The following is a 23,322-nucleotide window of genomic DNA, read 5'->3' as shown; positions in this document are numbered from 1 at the left end:
TTATCCCTTCTCTGCCAACCCGCGCATCCAGGTGTTGAAATCTGCATCCGAAGGGATTTCAAGCTTCTTGCGCAACCTGTTCTTGCGAACCTGTACAGCCCGGATCGTGACAAAGGTATATTCCGCGATGTTCTTTGTCGAAAAATTAAGAAAAGCCATGGCACAAAACTCCAGTTCCGTCGTTCTGATATTGGGGTCAAGGGTTTTCAGGGCCTGGATAAACTGCGGGTAGAGTTCAGCAAATAATGTCAGGAATTCCGGATTATTACTTTTGGCCAGGTCGATCAGATTATTGAACTTGTTTTCGCCGATCTGCTCTGTAAGCTCCTTGTTGAGGGTTTCTGTTTCCTGTAGCGCCTCTTCCTTTTGTCCCAACAGCTTACGGTTGTGCCTTACGCGCCATACAAAAAATGTAACGGCAATAATAAGCACTATCAGGATGATTATTGAAATCCTAAGAGATTTCGATACCTTGGTATCAGATTCCTCGTCTTTTAATTTCAAAATCTGATTGAGCACCTGATCAACGACCTGTCTATTTTCCCTTTCCAAAGAATCGTTGAGCCGGCTAAAGGCCATTTCGTATTCATCGGCTTTAGTTTTGTCTAAGTTGCCCTCTCGATAACAATCAGCTAACTGCCTATAGGAATTTTTAATTCCATTTCTGATACCGATCTTTCTTTTATTTTCTAGACTCTTTTCATAAAAAACCGCTGCTTGTTTATAATTTCCTTTCGCTAGTTCCAAATTCCCAGAAAGTTGCATTGTATTAAACAATACTGGAATTTTATATTTTTCCACGAGCGCCATGGCTTTATCCAGGTATCGTTGCGCGTTCGAGAAATCACGTTTGTTAAGATATAACTGTCCCAAATTATCATAAACGATCAAATAACGCATTGGTTCTTTTTTTTCATCAAAATCTCGCAAGTTTTCCAATTGAAGAAGGCTATATTTTTCCACGGAGTCGAGTTGTTTTAAATGATCGAAAACAACACTTAAATTTTCATAGGTAAACTGATAGGATAGTTTTTGTTTCAGGCCCGTTAGATTCTTTATTAAGCCCAACTGTAAACGAAATTCCCGTACGGCTTGCTGATACAACATTAGCCCGCCGTAAGCTCTTCCCAACACCCGATGTACTTCGGATTGCATAAGTATTTTCTCCTTATAATGGTTCGTACTCTTAATAAGTTCAAGATGCTTGAGTCCCTCTTTGAAAAGTCCCAGATTTACAAGCCCTTCTGCTATATAAAAGCGCGACTTTGCCTTTCCGTCATCATAGTTAGCTGCGTTAGATAAATTAAGCGCTTCTATTGCAGTTTCCAGATGCGGTAACAATTGGCCTGCATCAATTAATTCTTTTGTTTTTTTCAAAAGTGAATCAACCTCTTGCTTTTTACTATCGTTAGCAAATGTTTTAAGCGTCAACAGGCATAAAATAAATAATAAAAATTGTCTTTTCATCGTATTATTAGGTCATCATTTAATTTAAAGGTAGATATCGCTAAATTCCAGGGCTAAATTAGCGTTTTTTTTCAGACAATACTTTCGTTTTTCAATAAAAAAAACGTGCTTTTCCGGCCATTTTTATTTTTCATTGTGTGTTGTTTGTCTCAACAACTACAAAATTGTGGTTTAATCATATAGAAATCAGCAATACACATATTTATCACAAATATATCTCTTATTTTCCAACAGATAGTAAACAATATCACTTTCTGGCCGGAGATCACTTCGGACTAGATTTGAGAACTAAAAAACGAGTTCGAATCCATCTTCGATGTTAGTATTACAAAAAGAGCTAGATCAAAGCGTCGGTTAAAACCATACCTTTACTGATCCCTGATTTAAGTTCCTGATAATAACCTTCAGCCTGTAGACTACTGGATAGCTCGTGATTTACTACTCGGTAGACGGATACGCGCACAATAGTTTAACCTATTCTGCAAGTACTGATAGTCGTCGGAATATGGCAGCTGCCGAGCTGTTCGACACCGTTGTTCTGCTTACAACAATTTTTGCTCCGGTTACAGGATCAACTATAATACCTATTCTTTAACCATAAACTTGCCCTTACCAATAATATCAGGACAGGCACTTCCACCAGCGGACCGATAACCCCTACAAAAGCCTGCGGAGAATGTATTCCGAATACAGCTATAGCAACGGCTATGGCCAGTTCAAAATTATTTCCCGTTGCAGTAAAAGCAATAGAAGCATTCTTTTCATAAGGAACATTCATCGATCGATTGATAAAAAAGCTGAGAAAAAACATGAATACAAAATAGATCACCAAGGGGATGGCCACTTTAACAACATCCATAGGTAGTTCCAATATTTTACCACCTTTGAGACTGAACATCAACACGATGGTAAAGAGTAATGCATATAACGTGACAGGTGAAACCTTAGGTATAAACTTCCTGTTGAACCATTCTTTTCCATGTATACTGATCAGTATATATCGGCTTACAAATCCAGCCAAAAAGGGAATTCCAAGATAGATCAGAACACTTTGCGTCACATCCTTTATCGATACACTTACGTCGAAATCAGCCAACCCCAACTTACTGGGCAGGATATTGATAAACAACCAGACCATAAAGCTGTAGGTGAAAACCTGAAAGATACTGTTCAGCGCTATTAGCAGGGCCGCATATTCCCTGTTCCCCTTTGCCAGGTCATTCCAGACAATCACCATAGCGATGCACCTTGCCAGTCCGATAAGGATCAATCCGACCATATAGTCAGGCTCATTCCGTAAAAAAATAACCGCCAGTGCAAACATAAGGACTGGGCCGATGACCCAGTTAAGTAAAAGTGAAATGCCAATAGCCTTTTTATCCTTAACCGCTAACGGGAGAATCGAGTAGTCCACCTTTGCAAGTGGCGGGTACATCATCAGGATCAAACCGATTGCCAGCGGAATATTGGTTGTCCCAACGGAAAGGGAGTTCGTAACATGAGCTATTCCCGGAAAATAATGACCTATCCCAACGCCGATTGCCATAGCAAGAAATATCCATAGGGTAAGATAGCGGTCAAGAAATTTTAGTTTTGGCTGCATAGGTTACTTTTTGATCTGTGAAAAGACGTAGAACATCTCGCGGGCAATCTCCAGGCTCCGTTGCCGGTAAACTGCTGTCTGTTCGGGCGTACCATCCGAAATCTTTGGATCTTCATATTTTATAGAAAATCTTGCCTCGGCACCCATCACCAGGGGGCACCCTTCATCGGCATTACTGCATGTCATGATAGCTCCAAATCCGCTCGCCGGATTGAACCTGTTGTCGTAAACTTTTGAAAAGCACATGATCGGCGGTTCATTTAAGGCATACTTAACAGCATAGACGGGATTGCTGCCCTCCGCCAATTGGAGGATCTCAAAACCCTGGCTGGCGAGTGTTTCTGCGACCTTCGGGAACATCGCCGTGGCTTCCGTTCCGCCAGAATAGCAGAACAGATCTTTCAATCCAAAATGGTAGGCCATGGTTTGTGCCCATACCTGCGAGAGGTGGCTCCTGCGGCTATTGTGGGTACAGATGAAATTTAAACGGATACGTTCCCCATTGTCCACTTTCTCATTTAAATAGGCTATTAAGGGTTGTAGGCATATCTTCCTTTCCGCTGGCACATTTTCAGCCGAAAATCCTCCTATTGTTTTTAGTATGTTATCGTTCATGTTTTCTCGACTTAATTTTTTCTTTTGTACCGCGATTTTTAGCAACAGCCACTTCCGGGGGTACATGAAGAACCGGGATTGACACCAAGCTGTACGAGGTTTATCTTTTGTTTTTCAGCAGGGATCCCACAGGCATCCTGCGCCAGGCATGTCGTGGTCTTATTTTTCAGCACAAATGTCTTTCCGTCAAAGCCGAGGTCATATTTTCCGATCGTACCACTTTGGTATTCTACCTCGATGTCGCCGTCTTCAAGCCCCAGCTTTTCTTCCGAAAGTTTGATGATATTTAATAGTTTTCCGGGTTTTAGACGATGTTCGTAATCGTCCGCATTCCATAGCTGAAAATTGACAGACTTTTCTTTACGGATCACTCCGCCACAGTCAATGAAGTTTTTGGTGATCTGACCAACTTCGGTTACGTGGAAGTACTCCGGTACAAATGTACCATCTTCCAGCTTAAACGCTACATTTTCTAATCCCTGTAGGATTTCCTTGATTTCTGATAGTTTCATGACCCTATAATTAAATGTTATATTGCTATTTTACGATGATATTATAAAAAAAAATGCCTAACAGCATTTCCTGGCGCAGACATCCTGGTCAAAGAACAAATTGAACTGCTTTTGAAATTCTTTCCAGATTTTTTCGTCAATGCAATAACAGACGGACTTTCCTTCAATCGTTCCCTGAATGACGCCAATATTTTTAAGTTCTTTTAAGTGCTGGGAGATCGTTGCCTGGGCAAGCCCCAACTCCTCAACCAAGTCATTACAGATACAGGTTTTCTGATCTATAATATACTGGAGGATGGCAATTCTTGCAGGATGACCAAGTATTTTAAGCATCGAGCCCAGCTTGTTGTGTTCAGCACTGTATATTTCTGTCCTTGTTATTCCCATTACAATTTTATCATATCGCAATATTACGATATATATTTCTAATGTGCAAATATTTATTATCCTTTACCAGTGCGCTTTTGGACCTTCATCTTAAATTTTTATTTGCATTGCTGCTGATAAACATTTCATTCTTCTCTTCGGAAATAATTTCCAAAAAGCGTTCATAGTGTTTGAGCACATCACTGATCAGCTCATTCTTGGTAAAATACTGCACATCATATCCCTCACGGGCATCTCCAAAATAAGATTTTGGGAAATAAGTTTTCTTGTCTTCGAGATCGGGTAGATTATCCTCTTCCATGACATAATCCGAAACTACTTTTACCTGGTTCTTTACACCATATATAAAGTTATTGACCACATCGTAGCGGATTTCAATTTCAATAGTGTCCGGACTATCTACTTTTTTGACCTTCGCTTCGATCCCATTCTGTTTAAATTCTGACTGAAGTTCTTCGAATGCTAGCTTTACCGTCGTATCGATAAATTGATCAACAGATGCACTGCTTTTGAACGAAATGATCTGTTTTAAGCGGTCCTTCCAAAATTCTCCCGACCAAGGGACAGTGCTTACCGAAAAATCCCGATCATAATAGCTGCGGTCTATAACAAGAGCTTTGACCAAGCTGACACAGAAAAGTAGCATAATCATAGAAAATGGTAAAGCTGTAATAAGCGTCATGGTCTGCAAGGCCTGCAAGCCCCCGGTATTTAGTAGCATCAGGGCCAGGATAGCCAGTAGCGCTCCCCAAAAAACCATCTGCCATTTGGGCGATCTGGCTGCATTCTTGGTCGCGATACTGTTCATCACGAGTATTCCTGAATCTGCAGAGGTTACAAAAAATATGACGATGATCAGAATGACCAGGTAACTAACCAGCTCAGAGAGTGGCAGAAAATCCAAAAACTTGAACATCAATGCATCGGGATTATCTGCCAAAGCACTCAAAGCACCCTTTGCAATGTTGATGTCAAACCAGATTGCACTATTGCCAAAAACAGACATCCATATGAAATTAAATAAAGTCGGGATAATCAGCACGGCAGCGACAAATTCGCGAATGGTACGCCCTTTTGAAATTTTAGCAATAAACAGGCCCACATAGGGTGACCAGGATATCCACCAGGCCCAATAGAGAATCGTCCAATTGTAAAACCAGGGTAAGGTGGCCTCGTCATAAACATGTGTATCGAAAGTCAGACCGAAAAAATTGTTGATATAATTTCCGATCCCCTCTGTAAAACTTCCGATAAGATAAACAGTCGGCCCGAGAAAGAGCACAAACAATAAAAGCACGACCACTGCAATGACATTGATGCTACTCAATAGCTTTACGCCTTTATCCACCCCTGAAGTTGCGGATATAATTGAGAGCAGGGTCAAGATCCCCACAATAATGATCTGGTAGGTAAAACTGCTCTCGGCCACAATTCCCAAGGTCTGTAGGCCTGCATTCACCTGTACCACGCCAAATCCTAAGGTCGTGGTAATACCAAAGAAAGTACTGCACAGCGCAAATACATCAATGGCATTGCCCATTTTTCCATTGATCTTGTTCTTTAAGAGCGGATAAAAACAGCTGCGAAGTGAAAGCGGTAGTCGATAGCGGTAGGCAAAGTATGATAAAGCCAATCCTACCACGCCATAAATAGCCCAGGCATGGATACCCCAGTGAAAGAACGTATACAGCTGTGCATTTTTAGCGCGATTAATATAGTGATTTGCTGCAAAGACATCGGTCGAATAATGCTGCATGGGCTCGGCTACACTAAAATACATTAATCCGATACCCATACCCGCTGCGAATAGCATTGAAATCCAGGAGAAGAACGAGTATTCCGGTTTACTATCGTTGCTACCCAGCTTCGTCTTTCCAAATTTGCTAAACATCAGATAGACCAGAAAGATAACAAACAGCGTCACAGCCCAGACGTAGACCCAATTGAGGTTAACAAAAATAAATTCCTTGACCGTATCTAACAGACGTACAGTCAACGTAGGCAGAAACACAGATAACAGGCATACCCCTATGATAAAGATCAAGCTAGGGATAACAATACCTTTATTAAAAGTCGATTTGGAAAAGATCACTCGATTTTATTTTATATAAATGAGAAAGCGTAGATCCAAGGTTGATCTACGCTGTTAAATTACTTCTATGAATTACTCCGGACCATGAACCTACCAAATAAATAAGTAAAGCAGAAAGTACGGCAGTAATAATACGAGGAGCCCAAGCAATGGCTGAGGAGATAAATCTATCCCAATGTTGTTGGACTTCGTTTAATTCTAAGTTGTTCATAAGCACGAATTTTATTAAAAATGTAAGGCAAAGGAATTAATATCGTTAAATTTTAATTTTATTTCAAATAAAAAGTATTTTATTTACATTTTTAACAATTGGAAAACCCGATTGTTCACAAAAAAATGAAATTCATGATGGTATAATCCGCTCTTATGCTGACTCAGAATTCTTATAATATTGTTGTGCAACATTTGTAGACAGATACCTTAGCGAATAAACAAAGCCGGTCTTTGTTTAACAGAAGTTCAGCCTTTGGACAATAATGCTTAATCAATCCCCTACCGGTACGCTGCGTGATCGCCTCTTGCAGATCCTCCTCACGATAGTCATGTTTGCTGCCCGAATAAATGGGCTTGAGATAAAATTAACTTAAAGTTTTTTCGGCACAAAATAAATAGTAATTTCAGCCCTACAACCGATTATTCGAAATTGCGTGGATAAAATCAATATAATGCAGCGATGTTTATGTTTTCTGATAGCTTGTCTGATCACCATACAACTAACTGCACAAACCATACCCATTGCTCGTTTCAGCCATTTGACCACAGCGGAGGGCCTATCACAAAGCACCGTCACCTGCATCCTAAAAGATAAATATGGCTTTATGTGGTTTGGTACCATGGATGGCCTCAATAAATATGACGGTTACCAGTTTAAAATCTATAGAACCAAACAAAACAATAAGAAAAGTCTTCCTAACAACCAGATAAAATCACTGTACGAAGACCCACATGGCGAACTTTGGATCGGGACAATGGGTGGCGGCTTGGCCCGTTATGATCGGGACAATGATTCTTTTGAGCATGTCATAAAACCCCAAATCGGAAATAACAGCATTGATGTGAGCGTCAATGCCATTCTGGAAGATAGCAAAGGAAACTTTTGGGTAGGGACTTATGCCGATCTCTGTTCAATGGACAAAAAGACAGGCCATCTGACCCGCTACCAGTTCAGAGATACCAAGGGGCGTGCTATCACAGCTGTTGTTACTTCCATATTTGAAGATGACAGGCGAAATCTATGGGTAGGAACGGAAAACGGCCTTATCCTATTGAACAAAGAAACCCAGCGCAGCACTTATTTCACTTCTACAGGCGCCCGGGGCGCACTGAGCAATAACAAGATCAATGTAATAACACAGGATGGAGACGGGTATTTATGGGTAGGGACGTATGGTGGCTTGAACCGGTTTGATTACCGTACCAATACATTTACCACTTACAGAAAAGAACAAGGCAACAGCAAAGCAATAAGCAATAATGTTGTACTTTCAATCGTTCCCGGCGGTGAGCATAAACTCTGGGTAGGCACCGAAGAAGCATTAGAATTATTCGATTGCCAAACCGGACATTTCACACATTATCAGAACAATTTCGCCGACGAGGAAAGCCTGAACCATAATTCGATATACGCGCTTTTATTGGACAAGGAAGGGATCCTATGGATAGGAACATTTGCCGGAGGGATCAATAAATATGACCTGAATCATACTTATTTCCAGGTTTTTAAAAATTTTCACGTCACATCAGGTCAGAGTACAAGCACCATTACTTCATTCGCCGAACAAGCTGACGGAGATATATGGGTGGGTTCGGACGGCGGATCACTCAATCTTTGGAAACGGGCAACAAATGAATTTATCCACTGGGATCCCAATGATAAAATGGGATTAAATTCATTCTCCGTACTCTCTTTACTGACGACAAGAGATAAAAAAAGTCTATGGATCGGAACCTATGAACGCGGGCTTAAAAAACTGGACCTGAGCACAGGTACATTTAGCCATTTCTATAGTGGTAAGGGACCCCTCCAGTTGAGCAACAATACGATTTATGCACTGACAGAAGATCGACAGGGTAATATTTGGCTTGGAACCAATGGCGGCGGAGTCAACATTATACAGAAAAATACACCGGAGATCAGGAAACATCGAGCCGATGGACAGGCCCATGCACTAAATAACAACTATATTCGGGCATTTTATGAAGATGACAATGGCGATATGTGGATCGCAACCTATGGCGGTGGCATCAATATCTATCATCCGGCGGACAACCGTTTCACCTGTTACAACAGAGCAAACAGTAATCTCCAGAGTGATATCATCAATACCATTTATGGCGATTCTGACCGCAACATCTGGATCGGTACGATTGACGGGGGCTTACACCGTTTTGATAGACAGCGCAAGACATTTGTCAATTATCGTGAAGAACAGGGCCTGCCCAGCAATGTGATCAACAGTATTGTTGAAGACAATAATAGACATCTATGGATCAGCACGAACAATGGGGTAAGCCAGTACAGTCTGGATCAGCATACTTTTTCAAACTATAACCGCTATAATGGATTACAAGGAAAAGAATTCCTCGCAGGCGCAGATCTCAAAACGAGCAAAGGGGAAATTCTGTTTGGTGGCAACAACGGATTTAATGTTCTTCATATGGCTAATATCCGGCGAAATGTACATGCCCCTCCGGTCATATTTACCGATTTCCAGCTATTTAACAGACCTGTTGTGATAGGAGCCGAAAACTCTCCACTGACGCGCAATATCAACGAGACCAAAGAACTGGTGCTGGACTATGATCAAACTGTATTCACCATTGAATTTGCGGCGCTCGGGTACACCATTCCCGAACAGAATCAATATGCTTATCTACTGGAAGGGTTTGACAAAGAGTGGAACTATGTAGGCAATAACCGAAGAGCTACCTACACCAATCTGGATGCGGGCACATATACATTTAAAGTAAGGGCGGCCAACAGCGATGGAATATGGAACTCCAAGGAGGCGATATTGAAAATTGTCGTTGCTCCCCCTTTTTGGCGAACTGGCTGGGCATATTGCCTGTATGGGCTGATAACCGCTATGACACTCTACCTACTTTTTCTGGAAATAAAATCAAGGGAAAAGCTCAAAAATGATGTGCTTTTAGAGCGATTAGCTGCAAAAAAGAATGAAGAGATCAATGCGATAAAGGTCAATTTCTTCACCAATATCTCACATGAGTTACGTACTCCCCTTTCATTGATCCTGGATCCGCTTCGAAAAATCATCCATCAGGACATCAGCATGGATCAGGTGAAGGCCTACAGCAGGCTCGTGTACAAAAATGCAGACCGCTTGCTCAACCTGGTCAACCAGCTGCTGGATTTTAGACGGCTGGAAAACGGTGCTGCGTCATTCAAAGCGCATACCGTAAACGTGGTCGAAGTGATCAACGAGATATGCGAAGCTTTTAAGGAACGGGCCCAGGTACGGGAAATAGACTTTTCTACCCGCTATGCCAGCCCAGTAATACGGCTTTCCATTGATGAAGATAAGTTTGAGAAAATTCTTTCCAATCTGCTTTCCAATGCATTTAAATTTACACCGAACGGAGGAAAGATCGAAGTTGCGGTAGAACGAAGCGAAACTGTCGTCGAAATCCACGTCATCGATAATGGCATTGGAATTCCGGAATCGGACAGGGAACGTATTTTTGAAATATTCTACAAAATAGATGGGGTACATCCTTATGAAAACAAGTCATCCGGCATCGGTCTGGCTTTGACCAAGGAGCTTGTCGAATTGCACGGCGGTAAAATAACCGTTCAAAGCGAGGTCGGCCGGGGCTCGGACTTTACCATCCATCTATCTACCCAAGGTACAATATTGCAGGATAAGGATGATGCTTTTGTCGCGCGGTATGAAGAATTGCTGTCGCCCCTGTTCCGTCAGGAAACAGAACAGATACAGGCTATCGAAACAGATACTCATCTGAAAGAAGACCGGCCGATCGTGCTGTTGATAGAGGATAATCCCGACCTACAGGCCTATATCCGGCACGAGCTGTCGGCATATTTTGAAATTCTGAGCGCCACCAACGGACTTGACGGGTTGGAACTCGCCAGACAGTCCGTCCCTGACCTGGTAGTCAGCGATATTATGATGCCCAAAATGAATGGTTTGCAGGTCTGTCAGGAACTCAAAGCCGATGAACGCACCAGCCACATTCCGATTGTTTTACTGACGGCCAAGCAGACCGACGACAATAAGATCGAAGGGTATACACATGGTGCGGATGCCTACATTCCAAAGCCCTTTGCGATGGATCTATTGATTGCACGCATCACTAACCTGCTCCTTTCAAGAAGAAAATTACGGGAGCTATTTGACAGCACACACAGACAGGATACCTCCGGCAAATTACCGGAGCTGAACAGCCTTGGCGCGATCGACCGTGACTTTTTGCAGAAAGTAGAACATCTGGTGGAAGAAAATCTGAACAATAAAGGATTTAATGTTGATCTGTTAGCTGAGCTGCTTCATATGAGCAGACGCCAGCTATACCGCAAGATAAAAGCCCTGACAAATCAGGGCGTACAGGAATACATATTGGGCGTCAGTCTCAAACACGCCCGCAATATGCTGCTCACAGGTAAATACACCATAGCCGAAATCGCCTATAGGGTCGGTTTCTCAGAACCCTCAAATTTTAGCAGGTCATTTTCCAAATATTTTGGGATGAGCCCCAAAAACTACCTTGAATGGGCTGAAAAGCAAAATAATTAACTTTTTAGCATTCGCTGATATGCTTTTGGCACGCAGTGATAATTACATTTTTCACATTTAAGTCTAATATTGCCTATTGACAGTCTGGCGTCCGGTCGGGCAGCTTAAGGCATAACTAATTATAGTGTGAATGGGAAAAAAACGTAAACAGTATTGTACATGATCAGATCTGTACGCCAATTATTTTATCAAAAATTTAAATAACCAATTTTATATGATCTCAAAGTTATTATCTAAGCCGATCGGTCTGGTCTGGCTTGTGAGTGCGCCTGCCTTGCTAACGGCGCAGGTTGCAAATAAAAAAGTGGATGGCATCGTCAAGAATGAGTCAGGTTTGGTATTGTCCGGCGTGTCGGTCAAAGTAAAAGACGGGACGGCCACCGCTGTGACCGATCGCTTCGGTCATTATCAGATCAATGCTGCTCCCACAGACGTACTGATATTCTCCTATATCGGTATGCAGACATCCCAAGTACCTGTCGGAAATCAGGCATTGGTCAATGTCACCCTGACTGCCGCTGCTACGCAGCTAGAAGATGTCGTCGTGGTGGGCTACGGCACCATGAGGCGTGCCGACGTCACCTCTTCGATCTCTTCCGTAAGTGCAGAAGCCATAAAGGACCTGCCAGTTGCAGGTGCCGATCAAATGCTGCAGGGGAAAGTCGCCGGGGTAAGTGTGTCGGCCAATGGTGGCCAGCCCGGCGGAGGAATATCCGTACGCGTAAGGGGGCTGACTTCCATCAATGGAAACGAACCGCTCTATGTGATAGACGGTATTATTGTCCCTACCGGAAAGAGTTCCATTGCACAGGATAAACTTGGCGGAATGGCCGGATCTACCTCCCAAAGTGGAATTGCAGGGATTAACCCCAATGATATTGAAAAAATAGACATCCTCAAGGATGCTTCCGCGCAGGCCATCTATGGTTCACGTGGCGCCAATGGCGTAGTACTGATTACCACAAAACGCGGAAAAGCCGGTGAAGGAAAAGTAAGCTATGATATGTATTATGGCGAATCAAAAGTCCCTACCCGCCTTGATCTGATGAACTTAAGCCAGTTTGCACAGTATAACAATCAGGTATTGCAGGAAATCAGTACCGTCACCGGAAATCCCTATGTACCTATCGGAGAATATCAGCGTCCGGAAGTCCTGGGAGAAGGGACCAACTGGCAAGATGCCATCTTTCAGAAAGGCAAGATGCAGAATCATCAATTAAGTTTTTCGGGAGGAAGTGAAAAGACGACCTATTATTTGGGTTTAAATTACTTTAAACAGGACGGTACGATCATCAACTCCGGATTTGACAGGTTGTCCCTGCGGTTTAACCTTGACCACCAGATCAAAAGCTGGCTGAAGGTCGGTATCAGCAGCAGTACCGCCCGCACCAATCAAAAAACCACATTGACCAACGGATCTGATGCCATCGTCAACGTTGCCGCTTTCAATAGTCCAGCCGCCCCGGTCTTTGGACTGAACGGGGATTTTGCACCACCGGTATCCATAGGAGGCTATGCTTTTGGGAACCCCGTCAATCCTGTGGCATTGGCGCAGCTGCGTCAAAATACAGGCGATCAGTTCAAAGCCTTTGGAAGTGTCTACGGAGAGTTGATTTTCACCAAGTTTTTAACCATGCGAAATGAGATCAACTATGACGTTACAAATGATAATAACATGTCCTTCCAGCCCTCCCTTTCCTCGGGTGGGACGACAATACTCGCTCCAAGTAAAATCGTCGAACAACGCAATCCCAGCTACTATTGGGCATTAAGGAATTATTTGAATTACAACCAGTCATTTGGTCAACATAACATCAATGCACAGATTGGACATGAAGCCCAGGCCTCCTATTACGACAATATATTGGCTTCACGGCAAAATCTGGCCCTGAATATACCGTCTATTGCAGCAGGCGAACAGGAAAATCAGGTCATCGAAGGAGGCAAAGGAGACTGGGCCATGGAGTCCTATTTCCTGCGGGCCGGTTACGCCTATGACAACCGCTACTCTGTTAACCTCTCACTGAGACGTGACGGCTCCTCCAACTTTGGACCGGACCGCAAGCTAGGCTACTTCCCTGCGGCCTCCGTGGGATGGACGGTTACAAATGAAAAGTTTGCCAAAAATCTCAAGGTTTTGAATTACCTGAAAGTACGTGCCGGAGTCGGAGCTGTGGGCAGTTCAAATGTCGGCGGGGCAAGCTATGCAACCAATATCCGCCTATTCGCCACCGGCCCCTTTGGCGCGGGCGGCGTACCCGACAATGTCGGCAATCCGGCACTCGGCTGGGAATCTGTCACTACCTACAACGGTGGATTTGATGCCGGTTTCCTCAATGGACGCCTCGATGTCACCTTCGATATCTATAAAAAGATCACCTCTGACATGCTTATGGCAACCCGGCTGCCCAAATATACAGGCATAGGGACAGAATGGAATGATATCAAATCACCCAATGTCAATGCAGGCCGGATGACAAACACCGGATTTGACATCGGTATATCTTCTACCAATATCAATAAAAATGGTTTCACATGGAAAACAAACCTCGTGCTATCCCATTATAAAAACCGTCTGGACAAACTAAACAGCGAACAGGCTGACCTGATGCGTTATACCGAATATAGCAATGCCGTTATCCTGACCCGTACCGTTCCGGGAGGACCTATTGGCCGCTTTTATGGATTTATATCCGATGGTTTGTTCACTTCCGAAGATGACCTGCACAACCATGCGAATCAAGGCCAAGCTATTGGTGCAAAAGGCTTATGGCTGGGCGATGTCAAATATCGCGATCTCGACGGCAATAATGTCATCAATGATGGAGACATGACCTATATAGGAGATCCTAATCCAAACTTTACATTCGGATTGACCAACTCGTTCAAATATAAAGGATTTGACTTATCTGTTTTCCTGCAAGGGTCTCAGGGTAATGATATCCTGAATTACACCAAGAGATCACTGGAAACACCGGTCAATGTATACTGGAATCAATTGCAGACCTCCTTGACAGACCGCTACTCCGAATTGTTCAATACCAATGGAACGGTACCGCGGTACAATCAGTGGCATCAGGATAATAAACGCGTGTCGAGCCGTTTTGTCGAAGATGGTTCATACCTACGGATACAAAATATTACCCTCGGCTATAATTTGCCCACAGCCTGGATCAATAGAATCAAAATGCAGGCCGCACGGATTTATATCTCAGGACAGAATATCTACACCTTTACAAAATACAGTGGATACGATCCAGAATTAGGTTCCTACAACAATGACGCGCTGATGCAGAATATTGACCTGGGCAATTATCCCAATCCGAGAACCTTTACGATCGGTGCTAATATAACTTTTTAAACCATTGAACAAGACATTATGAAGACAAAACTGATATACACAATAATTGGCGGCCTATTGTTTTTGGGATCCTGTAAAAAAAGTTTTCTAGACAGGCCTTCACAGAATAATCCAACGCTGGACACTTATTATAATTCCGATGCGGAAGTAAGGGGTGCAACCGGCTATCTGTACAATACCGTATGGTATGATTATCAAGATAAAGCCTTCCATGCCATCGGCGAGGTGCTGTCGGGCAATATGTACACCGGTGATCCCGTCTACAACACCTTTTTGAATTTTACGGTCTCCGGAACCGACGAACAGGTGAGCCGTTCCTGGTATTCTTTTTATAAAGTAGCAGGAAACGCCACCGTGCTGATCAACACCTTTGAAGAAAAAATGAGCAAAGGCGGAGATCCCTCCTATCTAACGCAGGGAATTGCGGAAGCAAAGTTTATCCGGGCGGTCGCATATTTTTATCTAGCCCGAGTCTTTAAGGATGTTCCCATCGTCACCGACCCGGTCGCAATGGCCACGACGGGCAACTTTAATACACCACGGTATCTGCAGGCCGATGTCATTAAGTTTGCCTTGGATGATATGGCTTTTGCAGAGGCCAACCTGAAAGATAACGATACTCCCGGACGAGTGACCAAGCTATCGGCTACGGGCATGATGGCCAAAATGTATCTCTACTTAAAAGACTACGAAAATGCGCGAAAGAAGGCGGAAACGGTCATCAATGCTAAAAAATACAGCCTATATCCCGATTATGGGAAGATGTTTACCGATCAGAGTGCCAATAATAATTCCGAGAGCCTCTTTGCCTTACAATGGGTAGCATCAGGAGGATATGGTGTAGGCAATCCTATCCAGGCCTATGTAGGTCCCGAGCCATTATTGAAGGAAACCACCGGAGCCGGATGGTCCGCTATTATCCCGTCAATCGACCTGTTGGACAGCTATGAAGTGGGCGATAAGCGCAAAGGCTGGTCCATTATGGAGCAGGGGTTTCATCGGGATGACTGGAAGAATTCGGCCTTTCCGAACGGCTTTACCTACGATACCACATGGACAAGCTCAAATGACAATGCACGGAAGATAAAAACAGGTACCCGTTCCAATGCGCTGAAATACGTGGTCGGTCCGGGCGGCGGCGGTCAGGATGTTAATGGTACCTCTACGAGCATCTGTACCTACATCTTGCGCTACGCCGATGTATTACTGATCTATGCAGAGGCCGTATTGGCTGATCAGGCGCAGAGTACGGATGCAAAAGCACTGGCCGCTGTCAATGACGTAAGACACCGCGCCGGACTGGGTACCTCACGCGACCTGACCGTATTGACCCCAGCGAATATATTACATGAGCGACGGGTAGAATTTGCATTTGAGGGAGATTATTGGTTTGACATTCAACGCCAAGGATTTACGAAGGCCAAACAGCTGGTGGAAGCGCAGGAAAGAGGCACCTATAGTTCAGTGGGCAAGCCAGTGGTGGATCATCTCAGCGTGACGCTCAGCAGTGAAGACAAGTTATATCTTCCGATCCCGACGACAGAGGTGGTCAACAATCCAGAGCTGGCCAAACCCGCCGTTCCTTATAAACCTTAATATTATAAAGAAAAAAATTATGAAGACCTTATATCACTACGTCTGCATCCTCGCAATAGCCTGCTTTGCATTTGTTTCCTGTAAAAAAGACGATAAGCTGTCACCATCAGGAAATCCCCAGGCTGATCCATTGGAAGTAACATCCGGCCCTCCGGGTACGGTAATCGTACTGACCGGCCAGGGACTTGCGGGCATGAAATCCATTATTTTTGAAACGGGAAATGTTCCTGCCGGCTTCAATCCAGCTTTTAACAATGACCATGCGCTGGTATTCCGTGTACCGGACACAGCGGCAGCAGGGCAGCAGGACATCATCCTGACCAATATGTTGGACAAGCAATTACGGGTTCCCTTCAATGTCACCCCGCTACCTTCCGTTGCCACAGTTTCAGACTACAACTTTACCCCCGCGGTCACCCAGCTTATCCTGAACGGCAACTATTTAAATGATGTAACGGAGGTGACCCTGACCGGTACGGGGGCAAAGGCCAGCATCGTGAGCAAAAGTCAACGTCAGCTGGTGGTGACCCTACCGCAGACAGAAGTCAGCAGAACAAAACTCGATATCAGAAGCGAAGCCGGAGAAATTACGACAACGCAGGAGTTTGTCAACGTTGATCAGGCTTTCAGACTTTTTACCGATTCCTATCAAAATGGTTTTGAAGGCTGGGGCTGGGGAGCTGTAACAATTAGCACGGCAACCTTTAAGTCGGGAAATGCATCCTCAAAAATGGTTTACGGCAAAGGAGGCTGGTCTGCCAATGGCATGGCCAACTGGGGTGACGGCATGGCCAAGAATGCCGACCTAAAATTCCTTTCATTCTGGATCAAAGGCGGTTCGCAGGACTATACACTTTATCTTACCAGCGATGGGCGCGCTGCGGGCTTTGGAAATGCCGACAGATCAACTCCCATCCGTGTTCCGGCAGGCGTATGGACCTATGTCCGCCTGGATCTCGCGGATATCGGTCTATGGAGCAAAGGCAATGCCTTCAAACAGCTCGGCCTCTGGATCGAGGGACCCGATGCACAGGATGAAACGTTCTATTTAGACGACGTTATTTTCTTTAAATAGCAGGTCAATATCATTATTGCAGCGGCATTTGGTCCCGATCAAATGCCGCTCAGTAAAAATCGTCGATTATTCGGCGAGCTAGCACCCCTTACAAATGATGAAGCATATAAGAATTTTTACGGTAGCAGTGATCCTGTGCCTGCTCCATAACAGCGTAATTTCCCAGACCGCAGTACAGAGGCATGGAAGCCTCAGTATAAAACAAGGAAAAATAGTAGACCAACACGACAAGATCGTCCAATTGCGAGGCATCAGTTTCTCCTGGAGTATATGGGGTGGCAAAAAGTACTATACCCCAGAAGTCGTTGACCGGCTGGTCGACGATTTTAATGTCAATTTGATCCGTGTTGCGCTGGCCGTGGAACCGGACGGTGGCTATCTGCAATCTCCCGAAGAGCAATTCACACTGATCAAGAACGTAGTAGACCGGGCATTGCAGCGTGGCATCTATGTCCTGATAGACTGGCACGACCACCATGCGGACCGTAACATCAATCAGGCGAAAGCTTTCTTTACCCGGATGGCACAGCAGTATCCGGATCATCCGCAACTTATTTATGAGATCTGGAATGAACCCGAAAGAACGACCTGGCAAGTGGTCAAGTCATATGCAGTGGAGCTGATCCATACGATCCGCAAGGATGCCAAAAACAATATTATTGTCGTCGGATCTCCGCATTGGGATCAAGATGTGGATAGTGTGGCCAATGATCGGATTCAGGGCTTTAATAACATTGCATATTCTTTTCATTTCTATGCGAGCGATCCGAATCATCAGGAGCAGCTGAGAGACCGTGCTCAGAAAGCAATCGGGCAACAATTGCCTTTGTTCGTTACCGAATGGGGCGTAGGAGAAGCCGATGGCAATGGCCAGTTTGATCTGAAAAAGACGAAGATCTGGCTCGACTGGATGGAAAACAATCAACTCAGCTGGGCAAACTGGAATCTGACGGATAAGGACGAAACAACCGCTTTGCTTAAACCGATGGCTCCCCTGCATGGCCATTGGAAGAAACGGCATCTTACCCCGGCGGGGCAATACATCAAGGCGCAATTGAGAACACTTAACCCCTAAAGTATGAGAATCCTCCTATTTGTTAATTTACTCATGCTGGGGCTGCAGAGCTGGGGACAGCGGCAGCTGATTGATAAAAATGCAACGGTTCAAACACAGGCGCTGTATAAAAACCTTAAAAGATGGGCCGGCAGTCATGTATTGTTCGGCCATCAGGATGCCACAGCCTACGGACATGGGTGGCAGGGAAGCAAAGACCGATCGGATGTAAAATCGGTCACCGGTTCGCATCCGGCTGTCATCGGCTTCGACTTTATGGGTTTTTCAGGTCAATCTCCCAAAGCCATTTCCGATAATCAGCAGATGCTCCTGCAACAGGTCAGCGATACATACAACCGTGGAGGCATTACGACCATTTGCTGGCATTTTAACAATCCGGTTTCCAATGATGGTTTTTACTGGAACGACTCTACATCCATAGCGGCGATGGCCGCCATTAAACCGGGCGGCACACATCACCGGCACTATAAAAAACTGCTAAAATTCATAGCGGCATTTGCACATCAAGCCAAGGGACAGGACGGAGCAGCAATACCTATTATTTTTCGTCCTTTCCACGAATTTGACGGAGACTGGTTCTGGTGGGGAAAAAAATATACCTCGCGCGAAGATTTTATGGCCGTCTGGCGATTTACGGTAAGTTATCTCCGGGATCAATTGAAGGTACATAACTTTATTTATGCCTTTTCGCCCGACTGTCAATTTAATTCCGAACAGGAGTTTTTGGAACGCTACCCAGGCAATGACTGGGTAGATATCGTTGGAATGGATAATTACGCAGATTTTGGCCGCGATGGGCATTATGATCTACCGGCAGCGGTCCATAAACTCAAAATCCTAAGTTCCTTTGCGGAAAAGAACGATAAAATTGCCGCATTAACGGAAACAGGTCTGGAATCCATTTCCAATCCGCAATGGTGGAACGATGTATTGCTGAAAGTGCTAAAAACAGCGGGCGTTAACATGGCCTATGTATTGGTATGGCGCAACGATAAGGAAAGTCCGACACATTATTATGCCCCTTATCCCGGACAGGTCAGTGCGGCAGACTTTCTAAAATTTTACCAGGATCCATTTACCTTATTCGAAAAAGATCTAAAACAAACCTATCAATAAGTCCAATAAACAAAGAGGGGGATTTGCGCAAGCCCCACTTTGTTTATGTAACCTCGTTTAACTGAAATTGAAACAATAAAATGGACACATAACGATCTTTGCAGTCCTCTAAAAGAAGATTTAGCATTTTAAGAGAAGAGGCCCAAACGGGCCTCTTTTTTACATTTCGAAATAGGTAAAGCTCCCCCCACTATAATCCTCCTCAAATTCATGAGAAACTCGAAAACCATTTAGCACATCACCAATTCTTCTTTTGTACGCAAAGACCTCCCGCGTTATTGGACGCCATTTTTTGCCGGATGGCCGCCGGCAAATGTCGTTCGTCTAATTCTTGTTTGGCCTATTGCCAGGGCAAATATCTTCGCTACAGGATACATTATGATTTTTTCAGGGCGGGGCAATTTCCCTGCACATACCCATCGGTATTCCCAATGCGATAAAAGAGGACTATAATATAAAATTATGAAACACAAATTAGTCAGTTTAATTGTGGGCAGTATGGCCATGGCTTCTGTTGCTTTTGCCCAGGAGCAAAAAGTGAGCGGCCGCGTCACGGGGCCGGACGGCAGACCACTGGCGGGAGTGACAATCGCCGTTCAAGGATCTAACCTGGCCAGCCAGACCGATGCCAACGGCAATTATTCACTTGTTGTACCCACAGGAAGGACGATCGTCTTTCATTCGGTAGGATTTTCGGAAAAGACGGTCATTGTCACAAAGGGACAGTCCGTCTTTAATGTAAGCCTTGACGGATCTTCAAATGCCTTGCAGGAGGTGGTTGTCACCGCAATGGGAAGCTCAAGACAGAGCAGAGCACTGGGTTACGCCGCGACCACATTTAAGTCAGACGACATTACCGCCGCCAACAACATGACTGCCATGACCGGGCTGCAGGGAAAAGTTGCCGGTGTCAGTATTTCCAATTCAGGCACAGTGGGCGGATCTACCAAAGTTATTATCCGTGGGATATCATCCTTTTCAGGCAATAACCCGCTGTATGTAGTGGACGGCGTCCCTATTAATAACAGTATGCAGGGTGATATCAATACGACTAGGTCTGTCGATCTGGGAAATACCGCAAATGATATCAATCCTGCCGACATCGAATCGATGACGATCTTAAAAGGAGCTTCCGCAACGGCTTTATACGGTTCCAGAGGAGCACATGGTGTTATTATGATTACGACGAAGCGCGGCAAACTGGGTCAGCAGCTTGCGGTGACCTATACTGGTGCAATAAATTCGAGCAGTGTGCTGATGGTACCTCAGACCCAAAATATATTTGGACAAGGGTGGCCGGATTACAATTCCAACGAAAATGGCTCCTGGGGTCCCAAGCTCGATGGCGTTGTGCGCTCCTGGGGTTCAGTGGTCGACGGTGTAGCACAGACCAAACCATTTGCATATGTCAAAGATAACATTCGCAGCTTCTATGTGAATGGACTTGATGCCACTAATTCGCTGGCCATCTCTGGGGGTGGAGAAGCATCTTCGTACCTTTTTTCCTATGGTAATTTTTTCCAGCAGGGCATTTTGCCGGGGCATCCCGATAAGCTCAAGCGGAACAACTTTTCGTTTAAGGGCGATACCAAACTGAATAAATTTGAGATGAGATATGGTGTCAATTATGTCCGTAGGGACCTGGACGCGGTCTATCAAGGGCAAGGAGCTTCCGATGGCGGAAATGTGACCTTTCAGGAACTGATCCAGATCCCCGTCGATATTCCTATTGCCTCACTGCGCGACTATATGAACAAATACTATAACGACGACAATTATTATACATCGTATGCATCCAACCCCTATAAGGCACTGGTGGATAACGGCAGAAAATTTCAGGATGACCGTTTTTACGGAAATATTAATCTCTCCTATAAACTACTGCCCTGGTTACGGATTGCCGGAAAATTGGGTGGGGATTTTGGCAATAACAAGACCATTGATTTTGCGCAGAAGATAACCTACACCCCCGGTTCGCCATCTGCCGAACACGACAAAGCACCAATTACGGGACGTTATGCTGAATTCTACCGGAAGACCAATCAGCTGGACGCTACATTGATGCTACAAGGCGACAAGCAACTGAATCCGGACATGAATCTGACGGGAATCGCAGGTTTCAATTTCAATCAACGAGGCCACTCGGAGCTAAATTCATTTATCTCCGGACTGAATATACCGGGCTGGTATAGTCTAAAAAACACAACCGGAAATCCGGTTTCCAACAATATTTTTATACGGCAGCGACTGATGGGTCTGCTTGCGGATCTTACATTCAGCTATAAGAATTTCTGGTATATCAATGGCTCATTCCGTTCGGACTGGTCTTCGACCCTCCCTGCCGATCACCGCAATTATTTTTATGGCGGGGTAAATAGCTCCCTGGTTGTGACTGAGGCATTCCCGGGGCTAAGGTCCGATCAGTTCAATTTCCTGAAAGTGCGTGCCGCCTGGGGGAAAACAGGCAATGATGCCTCGCCGTACCTAACGGAAAATGTTTATGGAGCAACACAGACTGCATTAGGCTTCGGTTCATTGATCCTCCCACTGGGCGGAACCGCCGGATTGCAGCACAGCAAAATCCTGGGGAATAAGGAATTAAGACCTGAAATTACAACCGAACTCGAATTTGGTACCGAAATGCGTTTTATGAAGGACCGGATCCGCCTGGATGTCTCTTATTATAACCGTAAAACAGTGGACCAGATCATTGCAGCCGACATTTCTCCCGAAACCGGCTTTACGACTCGGACAAGGAATATCGGCGATATTCGGAATAAGGGAGTAGAAATCGGATTAAATACCACACCGATGAAAACCGAAACTTTTCAGTGGGACTTTGGTGTCAATTTTACGCAGAATCGCAGCAAGGTCGCCAAGCTCTGGGATGATGTCAGAGAATATAACATCTACAGTGCCTATGGTGTGGATTTTATCGCCGAGGTTGGCCAGCCGCTGGGGATTTTTAAGGTTCCAAAAGTTATGACAGTGGCCGAAGGCCCCTTCGCCGGCAGGACGGTGGTCAATAATGCGGGAATACCCATTGCCGACGCCAATGTGAAACGGCCAGTCGGCAAATTTGAGCCTGACTTTGTGTTGGGCTTTACGACCAGATTTGCCTATAAAGACTGGAGTTTGGGTGGAGTGTTCGACTGGCGTAAGGGCGGATTCTTTTATTCCTATACTGCCCAGCTAAACTATTTTGTCGGAAATGCAGTAAAGACCACTTTTAATGAAAGGCAGCCCTGGCTTGTACCAAATTCCGTCAGACAGTTGGCGGACGGCAGCTACGTAGAGAATGATCGGCCCATTTCTGCAGGCAATCAATACGGCTACTGGGATCCCAATACAAATAATGCGCAATATAGCGAGGCGGTGCTGAAGCGGGATTTTATTAAACTTCGGGAAGTCGTATTGACTTACACCTTGCCCAAAGCTGCCCTGGGCTCGAAAATCAAAGGGATAGACTTCAGTCTGGTCGCCCGCAACCTATTTCTCTGGACACCGGCGAATAACAATTTTGTCGATCCCGAATCATCCAACTATGGAAATGATATCCGGTCCAACTTTGGTGAATTTGCTGTAGGTCCGACCTCCAGAAGTTTTGGTGGTAGTGTAAGAGTTCGTTTTTAATCTTATTGAAGAGTTTGC

14 protein-coding genes are annotated in these 23,322 nt (G+C 44.7%); 7 read left to right on the top strand and 7 right to left on the bottom strand.

Annotation, left to right across the window (positions count from 1 at the left end; genetic code table 11):
- The 7 genes from ABTV71_RS08200 to ABTV71_RS08170 form a co-directional block, all read right to left on the bottom strand.
- Positions 1-1,467 carry a tetratricopeptide repeat protein gene (locus tag ABTV71_RS08200; protein ID WP_108632552.1) on the bottom strand — a complete coding sequence of 489 codons (1,467 nt, stop codon included), beginning with the start codon at positions 1,465-1,467 and terminating at the stop codon, positions 1-3.
- A gap of 571 nt (positions 1,468-2,038) precedes the next feature.
- Positions 2,039-3,070, bottom strand: coding sequence for an ACR3 family arsenite efflux transporter (gene arsB / locus ABTV71_RS08195; RefSeq protein WP_433902855.1), 1,032 nt, complete (start codon positions 3,068-3,070; stop codon positions 2,039-2,041).
- A gap of 3 nt (positions 3,071-3,073) precedes the next feature.
- On the bottom strand, positions 3,074-3,685 hold the full coding sequence (locus ABTV71_RS08190) for a low molecular weight phosphatase family protein (protein WP_108632554.1): 612 nt from the start codon (positions 3,683-3,685) through the stop codon (positions 3,074-3,076).
- Between the two features lie 38 nt (positions 3,686-3,723).
- A complete protein-coding gene (locus ABTV71_RS08185; protein WP_165306124.1) occupies positions 3,724-4,197 on the bottom strand; it encodes a DUF6428 family protein in 474 nt (157 codons plus the stop codon).
- 57 nt (positions 4,198-4,254) lie between these two features.
- Positions 4,255-4,584 carry an ArsR/SmtB family transcription factor gene (locus tag ABTV71_RS08180; protein WP_121126860.1) on the bottom strand — a complete coding sequence of 110 codons (330 nt, stop codon included), beginning with the start codon at positions 4,582-4,584 and terminating at the stop codon, positions 4,255-4,257.
- A gap of 85 nt (positions 4,585-4,669) precedes the next feature.
- Entirely contained in the window at positions 4,670-6,676 is a 2,007-nt protein-coding gene (locus ABTV71_RS08175) for a BCCT family transporter (RefSeq protein WP_433902854.1), read from the bottom strand.
- 46 nt (positions 6,677-6,722) lie between these two features.
- Complete coding sequence (locus ABTV71_RS08170; RefSeq protein WP_181390454.1) at positions 6,723-6,887, bottom strand: hypothetical protein; 165 nt, start codon at positions 6,885-6,887, stop codon at positions 6,723-6,725.
- A 454-nt stretch (positions 6,888-7,341) separates the two neighbouring features.
- Here ABTV71_RS08170 and ABTV71_RS08165 point away from each other — a divergent pair, with 454 nt between their 5' ends.
- The 7 genes from ABTV71_RS08165 to ABTV71_RS08135 all read left to right on the top strand — a co-directional run bounded on the left by ABTV71_RS08165 (position 7,342) and on the right by ABTV71_RS08135 (position 23,304).
- Positions 7,342-11,448, top strand: coding sequence for a hybrid sensor histidine kinase/response regulator transcription factor (locus ABTV71_RS08165; protein WP_433902853.1), 4,107 nt, complete (start codon positions 7,342-7,344; stop codon positions 11,446-11,448).
- Positions 11,449-11,662: 214 nt separating this feature from the next.
- Complete coding sequence (locus ABTV71_RS08160; protein ID WP_433902852.1) at positions 11,663-14,809, top strand: SusC/RagA family TonB-linked outer membrane protein; 3,147 nt, start codon at positions 11,663-11,665, stop codon at positions 14,807-14,809.
- A gap of 18 nt (positions 14,810-14,827) precedes the next feature.
- Positions 14,828-16,405, top strand: a complete 1,578-nt coding sequence (locus ABTV71_RS08155) for a RagB/SusD family nutrient uptake outer membrane protein (protein WP_433902851.1) — start codon at positions 14,828-14,830, stop codon at positions 16,403-16,405.
- Between the two features lie 19 nt (positions 16,406-16,424).
- On the top strand, positions 16,425-17,480 hold the full coding sequence (locus ABTV71_RS08150; protein WP_433902850.1) for a cell shape determination protein CcmA: 1,056 nt from the start codon (positions 16,425-16,427) through the stop codon (positions 17,478-17,480).
- Positions 17,481-17,574: 94 nt separating this feature from the next.
- A complete protein-coding gene (locus ABTV71_RS08145) occupies positions 17,575-18,555 on the top strand; it encodes a glycoside hydrolase family 5 protein (protein WP_433902849.1) in 981 nt (326 codons plus the stop codon).
- Positions 18,556-18,558: 3 nt separating this feature from the next.
- On the top strand, positions 18,559-19,671 hold the full coding sequence (locus tag ABTV71_RS08140; RefSeq protein ID WP_433902848.1) for a glycoside hydrolase family 26 protein: 1,113 nt from the start codon (positions 18,559-18,561) through the stop codon (positions 19,669-19,671).
- A gap of 462 nt (positions 19,672-20,133) precedes the next feature.
- Positions 20,134-23,304, top strand: a complete 3,171-nt coding sequence (locus tag ABTV71_RS08135; protein WP_433902847.1) for a SusC/RagA family TonB-linked outer membrane protein — start codon at positions 20,134-20,136, stop codon at positions 23,302-23,304.
- Positions 23,305-23,322: the final 18 nt, after the last annotated feature.

It is taken from the genome of Sphingobacterium puteale (genome assembly GCF_050986225.1).
In the GTDB taxonomy this organism is placed as follows: domain Bacteria; phylum Bacteroidota; class Bacteroidia; order Sphingobacteriales; family Sphingobacteriaceae; genus Sphingobacterium; species Sphingobacterium puteale.
This window is presented reverse-complemented; position numbering and strand designations above follow the sequence as displayed.

Bases quoted from the DNA above. Each gene is read 5' to 3' on its own strand.
- ABTV71_RS08140 (WP_433902848.1), top strand. From the start codon at position 18,559: ATGAGAATCCTCCTATTTGTTAATTTACTCATGCTGGGGCTGCAGAGC.
- ABTV71_RS08200 (WP_108632552.1), bottom strand. From the start codon at position 1,467: ATGAAAAGACAATTTTTATTATTTATTTTATGCCTGTTGACGCTTAAA.
- ABTV71_RS08135 (WP_433902847.1), top strand. From the start codon at position 20,134: ATGAAACACAAATTAGTCAGTTTAATTGTGGGCAGTATGGCCATGGCT.
- ABTV71_RS08145 (WP_433902849.1), top strand. From the start codon at position 17,575: ATGATGAAGCATATAAGAATTTTTACGGTAGCAGTGATCCTGTGCCTG.
- ABTV71_RS08170 (WP_181390454.1), bottom strand. From the start codon at position 6,887: ATGAACAACTTAGAATTAAACGAAGTCCAACAACATTGGGATAGATTT.
- ABTV71_RS08155 (WP_433902851.1), top strand. From the start codon at position 14,828: ATGAAGACAAAACTGATATACACAATAATTGGCGGCCTATTGTTTTTG.
- ABTV71_RS08180 (WP_121126860.1), bottom strand. From the start codon at position 4,584: ATGGGAATAACAAGGACAGAAATATACAGTGCTGAACACAACAAGCTG.
- ABTV71_RS08190 (WP_108632554.1), bottom strand. From the start codon at position 3,685: ATGAACGATAACATACTAAAAACAATAGGAGGATTTTCGGCTGAAAAT.
- ABTV71_RS08185 (WP_165306124.1), bottom strand. From the start codon at position 4,197: ATGAAACTATCAGAAATCAAGGAAATCCTACAGGGATTAGAAAATGTA.
- ABTV71_RS08160 (WP_433902852.1), top strand. From the start codon at position 11,663: ATGATCTCAAAGTTATTATCTAAGCCGATCGGTCTGGTCTGGCTTGTG.
- arsB (WP_433902855.1), bottom strand. From the start codon at position 3,070: ATGCAGCCAAAACTAAAATTTCTTGACCGCTATCTTACCCTATGGATA.
- ABTV71_RS08150 (WP_433902850.1), top strand. From the start codon at position 16,425: ATGAAGACCTTATATCACTACGTCTGCATCCTCGCAATAGCCTGCTTT.
- ABTV71_RS08165 (WP_433902853.1), top strand. From the start codon at position 7,342: ATGCAGCGATGTTTATGTTTTCTGATAGCTTGTCTGATCACCATACAA.